Source organism: Colwellia polaris (assembly GCF_002104515.1).
Classification (GTDB): domain Bacteria; phylum Pseudomonadota; class Gammaproteobacteria; order Enterobacterales; family Alteromonadaceae; genus Cognaticolwellia; species Cognaticolwellia polaris.
Genome location: NZ_NBOE01000010.1, coordinates 57492 through 74038 on the forward strand (window position 1 = coordinate 57492; position 16547 = coordinate 74038).

Annotated in this window: 15 protein-coding genes; 3 read left to right on the plus strand and 12 right to left on the minus strand. The window is 38.4% G+C overall.

The window, feature by feature from the left end; all coding sequences use genetic code 11:
• Nucleotides 1-4: 4 nt before the first annotated feature.
• The gene (locus B6A32_RS14595) at nucleotides 5-607 is read left to right on the plus strand and encodes an AhpA/YtjB family protein (protein WP_085305378.1); all 603 of its coding nucleotides are present in this window, start codon (nucleotides 5-7) and stop codon (nucleotides 605-607) included.
• A gap of 78 nt (nucleotides 608-685) precedes the next feature.
• On the opposite strand, the gene B6A32_RS14600 is transcribed toward B6A32_RS14595, so the two are convergent.
• From B6A32_RS14600 to B6A32_RS14630, 6 genes are all read right to left on the minus strand, one after another.
• Nucleotides 686-1498 (minus strand): TatD family hydrolase, encoded by an 813-nt coding sequence (locus B6A32_RS14600; RefSeq protein WP_085305380.1) that lies wholly within the window; start codon nucleotides 1496-1498, stop codon nucleotides 686-688.
• Between the two features lie 273 nt (nucleotides 1499-1771).
• Nucleotides 1772-2887 carry an HDOD domain-containing protein gene (locus B6A32_RS14605; protein ID WP_085305382.1) on the minus strand — a complete coding sequence of 372 codons (1116 nt, stop codon included), beginning with the start codon at nucleotides 2885-2887 and terminating at the stop codon, nucleotides 1772-1774.
• Between the two features lie 24 nt (nucleotides 2888-2911).
• Complete coding sequence (argS, locus tag B6A32_RS14610) at nucleotides 2912-4651, minus strand: arginine--tRNA ligase (RefSeq protein ID WP_085305384.1); 1740 nt, start codon at nucleotides 4649-4651, stop codon at nucleotides 2912-2914.
• Nucleotides 4652-4833: 182 nt separating this feature from the next.
• Entirely contained in the window at nucleotides 4834-6414 is a 1581-nt protein-coding gene (gene prfC, locus B6A32_RS14615) for a peptide chain release factor 3 (RefSeq protein ID WP_085305386.1), read from the minus strand.
• A gap of 463 nt (nucleotides 6415-6877) precedes the next feature.
• A complete protein-coding gene (locus B6A32_RS14625) occupies nucleotides 6878-7288 on the minus strand; it encodes a hypothetical protein (protein WP_085305390.1) in 411 nt (136 codons plus the stop codon).
• Nucleotides 7289-7321: 33 nt separating this feature from the next.
• The gene (locus B6A32_RS14630; protein WP_085305392.1) at nucleotides 7322-7804 is read right to left on the minus strand and encodes a DUF2938 domain-containing protein; all 483 of its coding nucleotides are present in this window, start codon (nucleotides 7802-7804) and stop codon (nucleotides 7322-7324) included.
• Nucleotides 7805-7971: 167 nt separating this feature from the next.
• On the opposite strand from B6A32_RS14630, the gene B6A32_RS14635 reads away from it, so the two are divergent.
• Entirely contained in the window at nucleotides 7972-8856 is an 885-nt protein-coding gene (locus tag B6A32_RS14635; RefSeq protein ID WP_085305395.1) for a LysR family transcriptional regulator, read from the plus strand.
• A gap of 229 nt (nucleotides 8857-9085) precedes the next feature.
• Here the strand turns inward: B6A32_RS14635 and B6A32_RS14640 are convergent, their stop codons facing one another.
• The 4 genes from B6A32_RS14640 to B6A32_RS14655 form a co-directional block, all read right to left on the minus strand.
• Complete coding sequence (locus B6A32_RS14640) at nucleotides 9086-10309, minus strand: hypothetical protein (protein ID WP_233131433.1); 1224 nt, start codon at nucleotides 10307-10309, stop codon at nucleotides 9086-9088.
• Between the two features lie 8 nt (nucleotides 10310-10317).
• Complete coding sequence (locus tag B6A32_RS14645; RefSeq protein WP_085305547.1) at nucleotides 10318-11130, minus strand: outer membrane lipoprotein-sorting protein; 813 nt, start codon at nucleotides 11128-11130, stop codon at nucleotides 10318-10320.
• Between the two features lie 38 nt (nucleotides 11131-11168).
• Complete coding sequence (locus tag B6A32_RS14650) at nucleotides 11169-13493, minus strand: efflux RND transporter permease subunit (RefSeq protein WP_085305397.1); 2325 nt, start codon at nucleotides 13491-13493, stop codon at nucleotides 11169-11171.
• Between the two features lie 193 nt (nucleotides 13494-13686).
• Nucleotides 13687-14442, minus strand: a complete 756-nt coding sequence (locus B6A32_RS14655) for a TetR/AcrR family transcriptional regulator (protein ID WP_085305399.1) — start codon at nucleotides 14440-14442, stop codon at nucleotides 13687-13689.
• Nucleotides 14443-14521: 79 nt separating this feature from the next.
• On the opposite strand from B6A32_RS14655, the gene B6A32_RS14660 reads away from it, so the two are divergent.
• Nucleotides 14522-14728, plus strand: a complete 207-nt coding sequence (locus tag B6A32_RS14660) for a type 2 periplasmic-binding domain-containing protein (protein ID WP_085305401.1) — start codon at nucleotides 14522-14524, stop codon at nucleotides 14726-14728.
• Between the two features lie 452 nt (nucleotides 14729-15180).
• On the opposite strand, the gene B6A32_RS14665 is transcribed toward B6A32_RS14660, so the two are convergent.
• Together B6A32_RS14665 and B6A32_RS14670 are read right to left on the minus strand one after the other, a co-directional pair.
• Nucleotides 15181-15738, minus strand: a complete 558-nt coding sequence (locus tag B6A32_RS14665) for a carboxymuconolactone decarboxylase family protein (RefSeq protein ID WP_085305403.1) — start codon at nucleotides 15736-15738, stop codon at nucleotides 15181-15183.
• Nucleotides 15739-15801: 63 nt separating this feature from the next.
• A complete protein-coding gene (locus tag B6A32_RS14670; protein WP_085305405.1) occupies nucleotides 15802-16443 on the minus strand; it encodes a DsbA family oxidoreductase in 642 nt (213 codons plus the stop codon).
• Between the last annotated feature and the right edge of the window lie 104 nt (nucleotides 16444-16547).

Below are 16547 nucleotides of genomic sequence, written 5' to 3' on the forward strand. Positions count from 1 at the left end.
TTTGATGAAGCAAATAGAACAGCCTTTATACCCTAAATTATCGTCGATTTATAATAAAATATTGCAATTAGCTATAGCGATTTTGTTGATTGTGTTGGTGATGGACTTTTGGGTTAGCAGTCGTGACACACAACAAATGCACATTCAAGCTCATGCCAATAAAATTGGTAAGCTTTATTTAGCACAAGCCGCAACAAGCGCAATGCCATATTTAGCGCAAAAACCTAATGAATTACAACAATATGCCGACTCTTTAATGCAACAACCTTTAGTTAAAAGTGTGCACATTTATGATACTACAGGTCAAGCTATGGCGAGTTCAGAGCAGGCAGAATCAATTAATGATTTATTTGGTATTAGCCTTAGGAAAATAAACAAAACTGACGATATATTCCCATTTGTTCAAGAGCTTAGAAGTGACCAGTTATACGGTTACATTAGGTTATCGCTGCATCGTTCATTGTTAGCCGATGATCTGGCCGAAAATAGCCGTTCACAATTCGACATTATGCGAATACTTATGATAGTGGCAGGTGTTATAGGGTTTCTCTTAACTCGTGGTTTAAATCGTTTTAGTCGACAAGGTTACAGACCTCCAACGAAGTAATATTCGTTAAGCTAGTGACTCCTACCTCAGCCCTTATGTACTCCCTAAAGAATATCTTAGGGATTTACTATTAATAACCTATGATTTATTAAGCTTAGGGAAAATGGCGGTTATATTCTCTTGCAGTGCATAGGCAAGTTCTTCAGGAGTTTCGGTGCGAATATTCGCTAAAGCTTGAAAAACATTAATCACTTGTAACGGCGAGTTATCTTGGCCCTGAAAACCGTATAATGGCATGGAGGGAGCGTCGGTTTCTAACACTAAACTCGTTAGCGGTAATCGCTTAATTGCCTTTATGGTTTTTTCTGCTCTGGGGTAGGTAATAGTGCCGCCAATACCTAATTTAAAGCCTAAATCAATGTACTGGCAAGCTTGCTGATAACTGCCCGAGAACGCATGAACAATGCCTCCTTGAGTTAGTTTTTTTGCTCTAAGAATGCGGGTTATATCTTGATGTGTTCTCCGGTGATGAACAATGATGGGTAATTTGAATTTTTTTGCTATATCAATTTGTTGTTCAAACACTTGAATTTGTAATGATAAATTATTTTGCTCTTTATCAATAACGCCATCAAGGCCTGCTTCACCAATTGCTACAATATCGTTGATATTGCCTTGTACTAAGTGTGCTAAATCATCCAAACTGTTTGCTGTTAAATCATTAAGAAACCAAGGATGAATGCCCAAGCAGGGGGACAAGGTTAATTGTTGTGTGCTGTGTTGATTTGCTAATGTAAGCACTTTTTGCCAGTTTTTAGGACCAATACTGGGGATTATTATGTTGTTAATATTGGCTTGCTGGCATTGCTTTAGTAGCTTGGGAAAATTGGCATTAAATTGTTCAAAGTCAAGATGACAATGACTGTCGGTAAAGCGTAAAGAGTTTGTCATGTTAATTACCTTGGTTACTTTAGTATGCCACTATTAGATTAAATAACCTTAACTCTGGATAAGCAGCAATTGTTCAATGCTCCCTTTTACCCCATTATCTGCGTTAAAACGTCGATAAATAACTCGCTATTCATAAACGTTTTGCCTTGAAAATGCCATTAAGTGAAGCATTGATGGTGTCTATTTGTGCAGTTCACCTTGCTATAGTATTTACTTTACCGCCTAAGCTTTTCAGTCACTTGAGTATCAAGCACTCATTATCCAGAGTTCAGGTTAAATTAGTTTTTTTGCCCGCAGCGTAAGCGCATCAATAACACTAGCGAGTTTATAATGGTTTATAAAGGCTTCATCTGGTGTTTGTTGATGAACAAGTACATTGGCAAGGTAAACAGCTTGCGCCACGCCAAAGGTTTTGTGTAATAGCTTTTCTGGTCGGTGATGCAAAATAGTGGCTTCAATAATTTGATATGAAAACCCCCACATGTGCAGTAAATAACCACCTACATGGCAGTGATCACTAGCAAATATTTTATTTTCTAATTCGATGTTGTTTTCTTGGTTAATACGATGAGTGAAAAATGATGCCGTTAATCTTTCATTTATCTCAAACAGTACAACCTTGCCAATGTCGTGCAATAAACCAGCAATCATGGTGTCTTGTTTTAATTGCGGTTTTACCATCGAAGCCGCTAATTTTGCCGTAGCTAAACAATGCATTTGCTCGTCTTGAAGCGAAAAACCTTTAATTTTTGGTGTATAAGAGAAGAGCTCTGAGGTCATCACGATACAGCACAGAGTATCAATGCCCATTTTTGTTATCGCCTCAGTAATATTCAGCATAGGTTTTGCGCCAGTTGGAAAGGCATTATTCGAAAACTGTAATACTTTGGCGGTTAGCGCAGGGTCTTGTTGAATAATTTGGGCAATTTTTTGTGAGTCAGTATTATTCTCTTTTAAAACCGCATTAAGTTGCATGTAAACTTTAGGTGGGCTAGGTAACGTTTTAGTATTAGCAACGGTTTTAACAATAATATCTTTAGTGATTGCTTTATTGTTATTCGCTAAATTGGCAATAGTGCTAATAATTGTTTTACATTCTATTGGCTGAGCGAAACGATAATGCGCACTGGTATTGGCTTGTTGTTCATTATCGTTAATTAAAATCCGAACAATCGTTGGGAATTTTTTCGCGATCATGTCAAGTATCGTATCGCCATCGTTTTTTTCTACGATGGCGGCACATATTACGACATTAAAATTGTATTTTGAAAGGGCTGAAATCGCTGAATTTAAACCGTTTACATGAGCAAGTTTAGCTCGAGATCTAACGAATTCTTGTTTAAGTTCGAGCAGTTGGTTCTCGTTGTTATCAATGAGTAATATTTTCATCTACAGCTTATATTTCCGTGAAATTTACATACGTTCCATTACGTCGATACCTAAAATATCTAAACCTTGTTTAAGGGTGTTCGCAATGATGTAACTCAGTGCTAATCGTGATTGTTTAACCTCAAGTGCAATATCATCTTTTAATATCGGGCAAGCTTCGTAAAAACTCATGTACAGACTGGCAAGTTCATACAAGTAATTACAAAGTAAGTTAGGAGTACATTCGCTAATAACCGAGTCGATAACATTCTCTAATTGTAATAGTTTTAGTGCTAAAGCCTTTTCTTGTGGTTCGTTAATATCAATAGCAGGGATATTATCTGCAATAGCAAAACTTGCTTTGGTGAAAATGCTTTGAATACGAGAATAAGCATATTGTAAGTAAGGCGCTGTAGCACCTTCAAAGCTCAGCATGGTTTTCCAGTTGAAAATATAATCGCTGGTGCGGTTTTTCGATAAATCAGCAAACTTAACTGCGCCAATACCTACTTTTTCAGCAATTTCAGTTAAATGAGCTTCTGAATAATCTGGATTTTTTTCTGCGATTACCGCTTTGGCTCTAACTACAGCTTCATCAAGTAATTCAGCCAGTTTAATGGTGCCACCAGTACGGGTTTTAAATGGCTTGCCATCGTCTCCCATCATCATACCAAATGGGCAATGGTCGTAACCTACATGTTCAGGTAAGAAACCTGCTTTGCGGGCAACAATTTCGACTTGTTTAAAGTGTAGAGCTTGGCGAGCATCAGTAAAAATAATAATACGGTCTGCTTTTAATTCACCAACACGGTAACGACAGGCTGAAAGGTCGGTTGTGGCATATAAATAACCGCCACCTGATTTTTGTACGATAAATACCGAAGGGTCGCCGTCTTTATTCGCCATTTCATTGATGAAAACAACTTTAGCACCTTGATCTTCTACCGCTATTTTTTGTGCCATTAATTCATCAATAACATTTGATAAGTCATCGTTGTAAGCACTTTCACCCATAATGTCTTTACGCGCTAACGTAACATTAAGTTTTTTGTAAATGTCTTCACTGTGAGCAATAGAGATGTCGATAAATTGTTGCCAAAGTACCGCACATTGCGCTTCACCACTTTGCAGTTTTACTACGTAGTCGCGGGCACGGTCAGCAAAACCTTCTTCGTCGTCGAAACGAACTTTTGCTTCACGGTAAAAGTTTTCTAAATCAGCTAGCGCTGTTTCAGCAACTTCATTTGACGCTAATTTATCACTTAAGTGCGCAAGCAACATACCAAACTGTGTGCCCCAATCACCCATGTGATTTTGACGAATAACATGTTCACCACGAAACTCAAGTGCACGAACAACTGCATCGCCAATAATGGTTGAGCGTAAATGACCAACGTGCATTTCTTTAGCTAAGTTAGGCGCTGAATAATCAACAACCACATTTTGTGGCACTTCTGCTTGGCTAACACCTAAGTTTGCATCGGTTGATATATTATTTAACTGCTCAGCTAACCAATCTTTGGCTAAATGAATATTAATAAAGCCAGGGCCTGCTAATTCAACTTTTTCAGCAATACCTGTTAAATCAAGCGCTTCAACAACCTTTGTTGCTAACTCACGCGGATTAGTTTTTAATTTTTTAGCCGCACCCATAACACCGTTAGCTTGGTAGTCACCAAAATTTGCACGGTTAGATAAACTTATTGCAGGGTTTGTGCCTTCAGGTAAACCTGCTGCTGTCATTGCTGCACTAACTTTTTCACTTAGGATGTTACTAATATTCATTTTATTTAACTCTTATTCAATTTAGGTTCAAGTTAGTGGTGTTAACTTGAATGAATAAGCCTAATGATAGGCATTAGGCTTATAGGTAAATTACGTGATTGACTTTGTTTTGTCATCAGTTACTTATCGTTAAGTTTGGCATCAGACATTATTCACTGATGCTTAACTTAATATGCAGCAAATTAGTGCTCACGTGTTTTGTGAAACACAATATCCGGATGACGTTCCTGCGCTAGGCTTAAGTTCACCATAGTTGGCGCGATGTAAGTTAAGTTATCGCCGCCATCAAGAGCAAGGTTGTCATAAGCTTTCTTTTGAAATTGCTCTAATGTGCGTTCATCATCACATTTACACCAACGTGCGGTTGCTACGCTAATAGGTTCGTAAATTGCGTCTACTTTGTATTCGGTTTTTAAGCGTTGTACTACAACCTCAAACTGCAATACACCAACCGCACCAACGATCATGTCGTTAGAATTGAATGGTCTAAATACTTGTACTGCACCTTCTTCAGATAACTGAATTAAGCCTTTTTGCAATTGCTTAGCTTTTAAAGGATCGCGTAAACGAATACGGCGGAACATTTCAGGCGCAAAGTTTGGAATACCACTGAATTTCATATCTTCACCAGCGGTAAAGGTATCACCAATTTGAATGCTACCGTGGTTATGTAAACCAATAATATCGCCAGCGTATGCTTGCTCTACGTTAGAGCGATCACCAGCCATAAAAGTTACCGCATCAGCAATTTTTACGTCTTTGCCAATACGTACTTGTTTCATTTTCATGCCTTTTTCATACTTGCCTGAACAAATACGCATAAAGGCAATACGGTCACGATGTTTCGGGTCCATGTTGGCTTGAATTTTAAAAACAAAACCAGAAAACTTTTCTTCTTCGGCATTTACAGTGCGAGTAGAGGTTTCACGAGGTAATGGTTTAGGTGCCCATTGTGTTAAACCGTCAAGCATATGGTCAACACCAAAGTTACCTAATGCGGTACCAAAAAATACTGGCGTTAGTTCACCTTTTAAGAATTCTTCTTGATTAAATTCATGTGAAGCTCCAACAACAAGCTCTAACTCTTCACGTAAATCTTCAGCATAGTTACCAATAACTTTATCAAGCTCAGGGTTATCAATACCTTTAATAACGCGCTTTTCTTGAATTGTGTGGCCTTGACCTGTTTGATATAAAAATATCTCATCAGTTAACAGGTTATAAACGCCTTTAAACTCTTTACCCATGCCAATTGGCCAAGTAATAGGGGCGCACTTAATCTTTAGTACGTCTTCAACTTCATCCATGACTTCCATTGGGTCGCGCACGTCGCGGTCCATTTTGTTCATGAAGGTAATAATAGGGGTATCACGCAGGCGCGTAACTTCCATTAATTTAATGGTTCGGGCTTCAACACCTTTTGCTACATCGATAACCATTAAACAAGAGTCAACAGCGGTTAGCGTTCGGTAAGTATCTTCCGAGAAGTCTTCATGGCCTGGAGTATCAAGCAAGTTTACCAAACAGTCATTATACGGAAACTGCATAACCGAGGTAGTAATTGAAATACCACGGTCTTTTTCCATTTCCATCCAGTCAGATTTTGCATGTTGGCCAGATTTTTTACCTTTTACGGTACCGGCTTTTTGTAACGCTTGACCGAAAAGTAAAACTTTTTCAGTGATCGTTGTTTTACCCGCATCGGGATGACTAATAATAGCGAAGGTGCGTCGTAGGTCGACTTCCTGCTGTTGTACAGACATGCAAATTACCTGTTTAAAGTGGATGAAAAATTAGCTTAAATTTGAGCGCGCAACATTATAGCGAAAACGAGTGCGAAGGGCAGTAACAATATCGAGCAAACTAAATTTATTTTTAAATTACGGGCTGATTACACGCTAATTATTGTAAAAATATCACTTTGTTAGTCTCAGGTAAGTCAAAGTTGAGCTAGTTTTAGATAAATTTATGTCCGAGTTTATGTCCGAGTTTATGCCTGAGTTTATGCCTGAGTTTAGGTTTGAGTTTCTGTCTGATTTTACCTTAGATGTAGAGCTAATATGCTTAATTAAGTTTGTAATAAGTAATATTAAGTTGGATGTTATTATTTGTAATACTTTTATTTATCAATTGCTTGGGTCTTTATTTTCTGGGTGGCTGTACGTTTGAAAAAGGCGTATGTTTTATATGAAAACTACGCCTTGTCTTGATATTAAGTGCTGTGATTTAAATAACTTTGGCAGATGTTTTAGTTGCTGTAACAGCCAAGTAAGTCAAACCAATAATACCTGTTAATGCAAAGGCCGATAAAATAAATGGGTCAATCAGCAAGTTATCTTTAAATTCAAAGGTACCTGCTGATATTTTTTTCCAGCCCATAAAGTGCTGATTAGCGGCCACTGTTGCGCCAAAAAAACCAATCACTAAAGCAAAATATTTGCCTACCCAATGTGTAACCGCGGGCGTTATTAATAATAAACCTAAAAGGCCAATTACTGAGCGCTGAACTCTACAATAGGGGCAGACATAAACGATGCCCGATAGGTCTGTGCTCCACGCAGCTATTGAAATAACAATAGCTATTAAACCGACTATTTTAATATGTGTAGAGTAGGTGGTTAAGTTTAAAATGTTCATGGGTATTGCTTTCCTACGTTAATTTTTTTTGAATTATGCTAACACAAGGGCGGTTAAAAACATGCCAAGGCCAAATATGGTGTGTCCGACAAAGCTTTTAATGCGCGTTACAGTCGGGTTAGGTGTTTTTGCACCGGCCATACCTGCGCCCATGCCTGGCATCATTATAAAAAAGGGGGCAACTATGCCAAACCACGAAACAAGCAATGTAGGTAGTATGGTTGGAAAATCAAGCCATTGGGTGTTAACACACACCATTAATATTAAGCCATACACTATGCCTATTAGGTAATGTACAACCCAACCAATACCAAGCTCACCAGCTATTTTTTCGGCTTTAGTTAGCGCAGGCTGATAAAATTGCCCCGACTTCATATGGCCTACCCAGCGACCGACTAATCGCCAATTTGTGGCGGGTAAAGCAAAAAACTTAGTGAGTAAGCACGCGTAAATATCTAACACTATTGTGCCCCCTATACCTATTAATATAAAAGTATAGATAGAGTCGTTGATCATGTGTTGTGTCTCCCGACGATAGGTAAATTGGTAGGCGTTTTACAGCTATGTATACATGTTACAAATAGCGAAGCGCGTAGACTTGCCTATGTAATGTGATAATATTACCAAAACACCATTATGAACACTAATGGTGAAAGCTGGATTTGGAATGAATTTAAATCATAATGCTTGAGCGTAATCATCTACACATTATTAAAGAGGTTAATCGCCTTAAAAGCGTGACCGCCGCGGCCGAAAGTTTACACCTAAGCCAGTCGGCTGTTAGCCATACTATTGCTAAATTAGAGCGCCGCTTTGGCGTTAAACTGTGGCACCGTAAAGGCAATACACTGGTGTATTCTCAGGCGGGGCTTTATTTACTTTCGCTTGCTGAAAAAATGCTGGTTGAATTTGAATATGCCGAGCGAGTATTGCAAGAGTTTGCCCAAGGCCGCCGAGGAATAATGCGCATAGGAATGGAGTGCCACCCGTGTGAGCAATGGCTAATGGGTAAAATTCAGCAGTTTTTAAAAGCATGGCCAGAGGTAGACGTAGAAATAAAAAGCGCCTTTAGGTTTGATGGCGTTGCAGCGCTAAAAGCCAACGAAATAGATGTGCTAATAACCCCCGACCCCTTAAATACAGACGGTTTACACTTTAGGTCGGTGTTTAACTACAATTTATGTATTGTAGTGAGCGAGCAAAACCCGCTTTACAATAAAGCGTTTGTTACAGCACAAGATCTCGAGAACGAAATACTGTATACCGTGCCCGTAGGTTACAACCGATTAGATGTATATACCCGATTTTTAGACCCCGCTAACGTGCAACCTAAACGCAGAGTACCGATAGAAACCACCGAAATGATGTTGCAACTAGTGTCGGCTAATCGCGGCGTGGCAGTGTTACCCGAGTGGCTAGTGTCATCACACGAAAGCCGTTTAGGCATAAAAGGCATCAGCATAGGTAATAAAGGGCTGCAGAAAAGTGTTAATGTAGGCGTGCGCGAGGACGACTTACAGCTTGATTATGTAAAAGGCTTTATCGCATCAACGCGTTCGAATGTGTAAATGGCTTTACTGTTAATCATTGCGAGGTGAAAGCGTAGTAATAATGGAGTAAGTATTAACTTTAGTTGTAAGTTCGGAGCGAGTGTAGATAAAAAAGGGGATTATTGATTATCATTAATCCCTTTCTGCTGGTTAATGATCACGAAATAATTAGCTGTTGTTTTTAGCTGCACCAGGTATCGAATTCGACGGATAAGTAATCCTCGTAGGCTCTTATCCGTCTGAAAGTCTAAAAATACCACTCTACAGCTAGTTGCATGTGGTCATCGTTTTTAACAAAATATAACGCGTCAGTTGTTTTTGTACTTTGAAATAAACGCAGGTCTAAACTCACCTTTACACTTTCACCAAAACGGCGGTTAGCCTCTACAATAAAGCTAAATGCATTGTGGTGTAGATCAGCACCTAATCCCATTAAAAACTCACTACTTTGTACATCATTAAATGCAATACGACTACCAAAAAACACATCGTCTTGTATATTAGCACCTGGCTCGTTAACGCTGCCTTCACCACGAGAGTCCCAACCATATTCAACTAACAGGCCTAGATCAGCATTAGTATCAAACACGCCAACATAAGTGTATTCAAAGCCACCTTGTAATGCCCAAAAATCATCATCATCGGTTGTGCGGAAAATAGTTTCGAATTTCCATAACCAATCATCAATTGTTGCTTGAACATCGAGACCAAATTGATCCATTTGGTTATAATATTGCTTAAGCTCTACTTTATTACCTACCGTAACCGGAGTAAGAATTGGGTCTCGATTAGTACCATGGAACCAATGAACACCAAAATCAAAAACATCAACGCTATGCGACCAACGTACAGCAGCATCAAGATGCTTATCTTCAGCAGAAGATTGATAAGTGACGTTTCTGTCACTTACAACAGGTCCACGCAAACGCCCATTACTACCCGAAAATGTTCTTTCTCTAAAGCCTGGCAATAAATATAAGTCGACAATTCCCCACTCTTTTACAAGCGATAAATTAACCATAAGTTGTCCAAGTTTATCTTCGCCGTCGAAATCTTCAACATTATCTGTTTGATTGATAACATCGACTAAATGTTGAAACTCTGTTACGCCCCAAAACTCTTTACGAATACCCGCTCTTAATTCCCAGTTATCACCAGCATGTATATAAGAAAATTCACGAATATCGCCATGGCTACGTTCATCATCACGTTCATCTTGGCGATAGAAAGGCTTGAATAACACACTATCATCACCGTTATTCCAGCTCCAATAAAGTTCAGGCTCAACTAATACTGATATTTGTGTGTGTTCTAGTTGCTCTGGACTGTTACCTTTTTCAGAAAAAACTCGTTGCTCAACGCCTATTCTCCCTGAAAGCTCAAATTCAGCGGCGTTTGTTACCTGAGGTAACAAAACGCCATTGAGCGCGAGTATGCCAGACAATAATAACTGTTTATTGTTGATGCTCACGCTTATCTCTACCTTGCTCGTTTTAATGTGTTTGTATTAAAGTCACCGTCAACTAAACCTGTTTTGAAAGCGTAATTACTCCACTTAAGTTCAGTACTTTTACCGCTTTGATGATTAGTCATTAAACCACTCGCCGGGCGCCAATACTTATCTAAGTACTGCTTGAAGTCTGTGTATGATAGTGTTTTTAATAAGGCGTTTTTTCGATCATAAAAATCAACCTTTTGTACGCGATACTCGGCTTTATCAATCCATACAATACGACGTGTATAACCTGAATTTTCATCGACTGGAAATTGCTCAACCATAAAACTATCAAGACCATTAATTTTTTCATCGCCTAAGTAGTTATAACGGTATTTATCAACTTCAAATGAACTTAAATCTTCAAATGAAAACTCAGAGCCCATAAAAGGACCTGACTTATTGCGAGATGAAATACGCTTAACGCGCTTTAACGAAGGTAAGTACAACCATTGGTCATCATTTCCAACAACATGAGAAAAACTCAAAAATGACGTTCCTTTTACATCCCTAGGTTTATTAAAAACGGTTAAACTTTTATCACCATCATCTAACAACTCAAGGGTTTTATTTTTAATTTCACGGATACTTTCTTGACCCTGTTTATTACGCAGTATCATTAACATATCTGATGTACTATCTGTCCAACCGGTATCACGTAGCTTAGCTTCTTGTGAAATCTCAAGCCCCAAACGTTGTGCTTCTTCTTTTGAAAGTGGTGCTGCGTTAATATTAAATGTGCAAAGTAATAAAGTGGTAATTGCAACCGCTTTCGTCGTAAATAATTTTTGTAACATATTAATTTCTCCAGTAAATTTTTTTAAATCAAATACCATTAAGTATTAGATTCTTGAAAGGGTAATTGCACTTCTTTAACTTGGCTTTTGCGTTCAAGTAACATAAGAAGCGGGGGTAAAAATAAGAAATCAACCACAAGCGCAATGAAAATAGTAATTGCAGTGAGCAGCCCCATATCGGCATTCGGACTAAAAGTTGATTGTGCCAGCACACTAAAGCCAACCACTAAAACTAAAGTAGTTGTCCACAACGCTGTTCCAACATGTTCAAATGCGTAGCGTACAGCCGCTTTAGGATCGGCTTTTTTTTCTCGACGTGCATGTAAGTATTTACTTAAAAAGTGAACCGTATCATCGACTACAATGCCAAGTGTCATGCCCACAACAACCGAGATACTCAAACCAACTTGTCCAACAAGTAGCCCCCAAGTACCAAATGCCACACCAGCAGGGATAAGATTAGGTAGTAAGCTGATTAAACCATAACGCCAGCTTTTAAGTGCAAAGCCCAAAATAGCCGAAATAAGTAAGAAAGCGAGTGTTGTGCCCAGTAACATACTGTGAATACTGCGTTGACCAATATGGGCAAACATTAAACTTGGGCTTGCAATTATGATGTTGTATTGCGAAGCATTGTTAGCAAACCAGGCATTAATACGAGTTTCTAATTCAATTAACTCATTGCTTGTCAGGTTTTTAAAGGTACCTACAATTTTAGTGGATGATTTATCTACATTTAATTGATTATTTAAATCTAAACCGTACGGCAATGACATTTCATAAAGTAATAAGTATTGTGCTGCCATTTCCTGATCGGTAGGTAATTTATACCAAGTTGGATCATCACCATGCATATTTTTATTTAAACGTTTAAGCGTATCTGTAATCGTATTCACATGGTCTGTTTCTGGCTGAGATCGTAACCAATCGGTGAAATTAGATAGCTTTTTCAGATACTCTGGATTATTAATTCCGCTAGAAACACCTGTTTCAATCGACATTTCTAGTAATGTCATGCCTGAAAGGTTTTCTTGCATAAAATCAGTGTCTGCACGAAAGGGTACAGACTCATCAAAGTATTTTACAAAGTCATCATTTAACTCATTCTGTGTAATAAATACGGTTGACCCGATAATCAATATACTCGTTAATGGCAATAATATACGTCTTTTAGCAATAACAAAGTTAGCTAACGACATCATCATTGTGTTTTTACCTTCTTTGGTCGACTTAACTTTGATAGGTAATACCGTTAGTAAGGCAGGAAAAACAGTAATAGATAGAATAAACGCTAGCATAACGCCAAGTGCAACCATATTCCCTAAGTCGTGAAATGGCGGCGAATCAGAAAAGTTCATTGTTAAAAAACCAATGGCGGTTGTGATACTGGTTAAGAAAATGGGTTGAAAATTAAGTTGCAAACTGCGCTTTATTGCGGTTTTTTTATCAGCGCCTCGGCGCATTTCATAAAACATTGATGACAGAATATGAATACAGTCGGCAACAGCCAGGGTTAAAATCATCGTTGGTGCAGAAGATGATGGACCGGTTAAGTAAACGCCCATCCAGCCTGCAACTCCCATCGTTGCGGCAATACTTAGCATAATAATAAGAACTGTCGCAAACGTTCCAGAAATTGTGCGTAACATTAAACCGATAAAAACAATAACCGCCAAAAACATTAGTGGTACAAGAGTAGAGCCGTCACTCATTGCCACTTCTGCAGAAGTGTTATTCATGACGACCATTCCAGAAAGGTGTATTTCTATATCAGGGTGCTTCGCTAAAAAGTCGGTAACTAATGGTTTAACAAATGCCCCAACTTCAGGTTGCTCAGTATTTAAATCAATACCTGGAAATTGAACGGTAACATTTACAACAGATACATGCCCTTGTGGCGATATAACTTTATTAACTAATAAAGGTTCATTAATCGCGATTGTTTTAATTTTTTCTAAAGCTGCTGCCGTTAAGTTAGCGGTGTCCATAACTAAATCTTCAACAATCATGTCGTCATCTTCAGCATGGGTGTACTGAAAATTAGTCACTGAATCGACACGGGTAGAGTAAGGTATTTGCCAACTTTGCTTAGTTAACGTTTTTATTGCTGCTAAGTGTTTTTTACTAAATACATTCCCGTCTTTAGGTACAACAATAAAAGAAACATTGTCACTTTTATTGTAAACATTTTGCATTTTATCGTAGGCCACTAGTTGTGGATTATCTTCGCCGAAGAACACTCTATAATCAGCTTTAAAAACTATATTTTTAACGCCAGCTCCTGCTGCTAGTGTAATCAATAGTGTAAGTAGTATGACTCCAAAGGGATATTTCCCGATAAAATCAAACAGTTTATCTTTCATAACTTCTCCATAATGACGAAACGTCACTTTATAGTGTTAAAAAATGGCCCCAACGACCAGTAAATTCATACAATCTTAAGTGACGAAACGTCATCTAAGTGCTTAAAAAAAACGGCTTGAAACTGCCGAGTTCTATTTATTTATTTATTTATGTGTATATATTCAGACAACATACACGTTATAAAATTATCTGTTAACCAAAGTTAAAATCTCTGCCAAGCGACTTCAATAATGCTAACTCGCTAGGAAATACGGTTTTAATTGCCTTGACCAATGTTGCCTTATAATTGCCATCTTTCGTTAATGGTAGCCATTGCAAACCATCAAAAATCAAATTATTTTGATTATATAACTCTTGTTCAACTATCATCCCGATACTGCCAGAACATTGTTCAATTTCTGTAGCTAATAGTGAAATAGCGCCATAACTCGCCGACCAAGATGAAAACGAAACCTGCAACGCCGTCATATGAGAAGGGATAACCAATTCTTTTGCAGATACTGCATCATCAATAATGCTGATCACGGTCCCCATTAACCTTTCTTCTAAATGATCTTTTTCGGCAATGCGTTCTTCGCTAGCTTTAGCATGAACATATGGGCTGCGGGCACATTGAACTGACTGAAAGAGCGCAGGATGCAAAACCGCATAAATAAGGTATGAGACATGTAATAGAAGCATACGTCCGCGAGAACAGCCATCAAATTTCGCAGCACGCATAAATAAATCAAGCATGATATTAGTTGCGTGATTACTTACCGCTAGAAATAGATCTTCTTTACCCAGAAAGTGCTTATAAACCGTACCTTTTGAATACGACACAGCCGCAACTACTTTATCCATGGTGATATTTTCAACACCGGATTTACCAATAAGAGCAATCGTAGCATCGATTATATCTAGCTCTCTTGCCTGTAAGTCTGCTTTATCAAGTACTTTAGGGAACATATCTCTCGTGACGATTCGTCATTAATTGCGGTAATTTACATTTTAAACATAAAAGTGTCAATAACTGGCTTTGAAAAACATGTGCGTAAATTTAACGAAATTAGTGCTAACCAATGCAGCGTTACCTGAGTGGTTAGTCTCGTCGCACGAAAGTCGTTTAGGTATAAAAGGCACTGGCATAAGCAATAAAGGGCTGAAGAAAAGGGTCAATGTTGGTTTGCGGAATGACGATTTAGGGCTTGATTATGTTAAAGGGTTTATAGAGTCAACGCGCTCGAATGTGTAAATGGCTTTGTTGTTAAATGTAGTGAGGGGGAAGCGCTGTAATAATAGGGTAAGTATTAACTTGAGCTGTTAGATTTGATTGATAGGGAGTAGTCAAATTTGACAGGATATTTGCCAAATTGCAGACCTTTTTATGTTCTTTTTAAAGCGAAAACTAACAACACAAAGTCGACGGAAGAGAATTCGAACGGGCAGACCATATTGAGCCAAAAACCATCACCCGATTGAGCAAACATGACTGACCGTTGAGGGCGAGTAACGTACCTTGAAAGTTGGTAACCTGATGGTCTGATCTAAGCTTGTTGCGGTTCTTGAAGTCATTATGGGTAGCCTGTTAATTAAGAAAGTGTATCTGACCATACTTAATTTTTGTTGGGTTAGGTTAGGTTATTTGGCTTCACTGATTAATGATCTCAGTACAACAGGGATACTGAGACCATTTTCTGTAAATACTTATGACATTTTCTTCTGCCATGCCAATTTTTGGAATGGTGTATCAAGGGGTGTTTTTGCAATGTGATTCACATAGTTACTGATCACCTTTTGAGAAAGTCCCAAAATAATGTCCAATATTTGACGTTGCGCATAACCAGCTTCGAAAAACTTAGCAACTGCCGCATCATCCACATTGCCACGATTACGCACGATATTCAGTGTCATGTCTTGTAGTGCTTGTAGCTTTGCTGTTGGCATTGGCTTTTGATCTCTCAGCGCTTCGGTCAGCGCCGGATCAACCTTCATCATACCTGCAATAACCGTATGCGCAGGTACGCAGTAAGTACAACCATGCTCAACATTAATTGTCTGCCATACCACCGTTAGTTCCTCTGCATCGAAAGAAGAAGCAATAAATAGGTCATTAAGTTCGCGGTAAGCAATAAGTAATTCTGGCGACTCAGCTAACACACCATGTAAGTTAGCAATCATGCCATTTTGTTTAAGTGATGCTTCCAGAAGTGGTTTGCTTTTTTCTGGTGCTGTTTCAAGGTTATGGATAGTAAATGTAGTCATTTTTAATAATCTCTTAATTGGTTTGTTTGTTTGCTGAAGTAGCGATCATTGAGCCAAGTAGGCCTAATGAGCCATAGCTTCAGTTAATATTTGTTTATAGCCTTCAATGGTTTGGCTACCGTTAACTCTTAATTTCTGATTAAAAAACATTGTTGGTACAGAGGAAATACCCACGGCCTGCCACTTTGAAACCTCCGCTTCAATGTAACTTTGTATATCTTGGTTATTAAACACATCTGCCGAGTCATTTAATTCTAAGCCAACAGCTCGCATTTCTTGCTCTAGCACCTCTGTTTTAGAGATGTCTTTTTTCTCCGTAAAAAAGGCAGTAAATAATCGCTCCTTTAATGCTGTTTGCTTACCAAGCTGTCTGGCATATTCCAAAGTTACATGTGCTTTATAGGTATTTATCACTCGTGTGTTGTCATCAAGGTTAAACGTCAGGCCATTGTCTTTAGCCATTGCAGTGATCCGCTCACGATTAAGGAGACTCTCTTCCAAACTACGATTGTATTTTCTCGCACCATAGTCGTTATTGTTTTCACCTTCTTGTGGCATATCAGGGTTTAGAAAGTATGGGTGCCAAACAATGTCTACCTTATCTTGCAAGCCTGTTTCTGCTATTGCTTGCTTAAGTCGTTTATAGCCAATGGCGCACCACGGGCAAACCACATCTGACACAAAATCAATTCTAATTTTTTCCATGTTAACCGCCTCTCTATATTGAATGTAATTAATCATTGAGCTTATTGTGGCGTAATTACGAAAAGAGATAATCAGAGATATTTACCTATCATTGTGGTAAAAAA

Bases quoted from the DNA above. Each gene is read 5' to 3' on its own strand.
- B6A32_RS14645 (WP_085305547.1), bottom strand. From the start codon at position 11,130: ATGTTACAAAAATTATTTACGACGAAAGCGGTTGCAATTACCACTTTA.
- B6A32_RS14655 (WP_085305399.1), bottom strand. From the start codon at position 14,442: ATGTTCCCTAAAGTACTTGATAAAGCAGACTTACAGGCAAGAGAGCTA.
- B6A32_RS14665 (WP_085305403.1), bottom strand. From the start codon at position 15,738: ATGACTACATTTACTATCCATAACCTTGAAACAGCACCAGAAAAAAGC.
- B6A32_RS14625 (WP_085305390.1), bottom strand. From the start codon at position 7,288: ATGAACATTTTAAACTTAACCACCTACTCTACACATATTAAAATAGTC.
- prfC (WP_085305386.1), bottom strand. From the start codon at position 6,414: ATGTCTGTACAACAGCAGGAAGTCGACCTACGACGCACCTTCGCTATT.
- B6A32_RS14670 (WP_085305405.1), bottom strand. From the start codon at position 16,443: ATGGAAAAAATTAGAATTGATTTTGTGTCAGATGTGGTTTGCCCGTGG.
- argS (WP_085305384.1), bottom strand. From the start codon at position 4,651: ATGAATATTAGTAACATCCTAAGTGAAAAAGTTAGTGCAGCAATGACA.
- B6A32_RS14630 (WP_085305392.1), bottom strand. From the start codon at position 7,804: ATGATCAACGACTCTATCTATACTTTTATATTAATAGGTATAGGGGGC.
- B6A32_RS14650 (WP_085305397.1), bottom strand. From the start codon at position 13,493: ATGAAAGATAAACTGTTTGATTTTATCGGGAAATATCCCTTTGGAGTC.
- B6A32_RS14595 (WP_085305378.1), top strand. From the start codon at position 5: ATGAAGCAAATAGAACAGCCTTTATACCCTAAATTATCGTCGATTTAT.
- B6A32_RS14600 (WP_085305380.1), bottom strand. From the start codon at position 1,498: ATGACAAACTCTTTACGCTTTACCGACAGTCATTGTCATCTTGACTTT.
- B6A32_RS14635 (WP_085305395.1), top strand. From the start codon at position 7,972: ATGCTTGAGCGTAATCATCTACACATTATTAAAGAGGTTAATCGCCTT.
- B6A32_RS14660 (WP_085305401.1), top strand. From the start codon at position 14,522: ATGTGCGTAAATTTAACGAAATTAGTGCTAACCAATGCAGCGTTACCT.
- B6A32_RS14605 (WP_085305382.1), bottom strand. From the start codon at position 2,887: ATGAAAATATTACTCATTGATAACAACGAGAACCAACTGCTCGAACTT.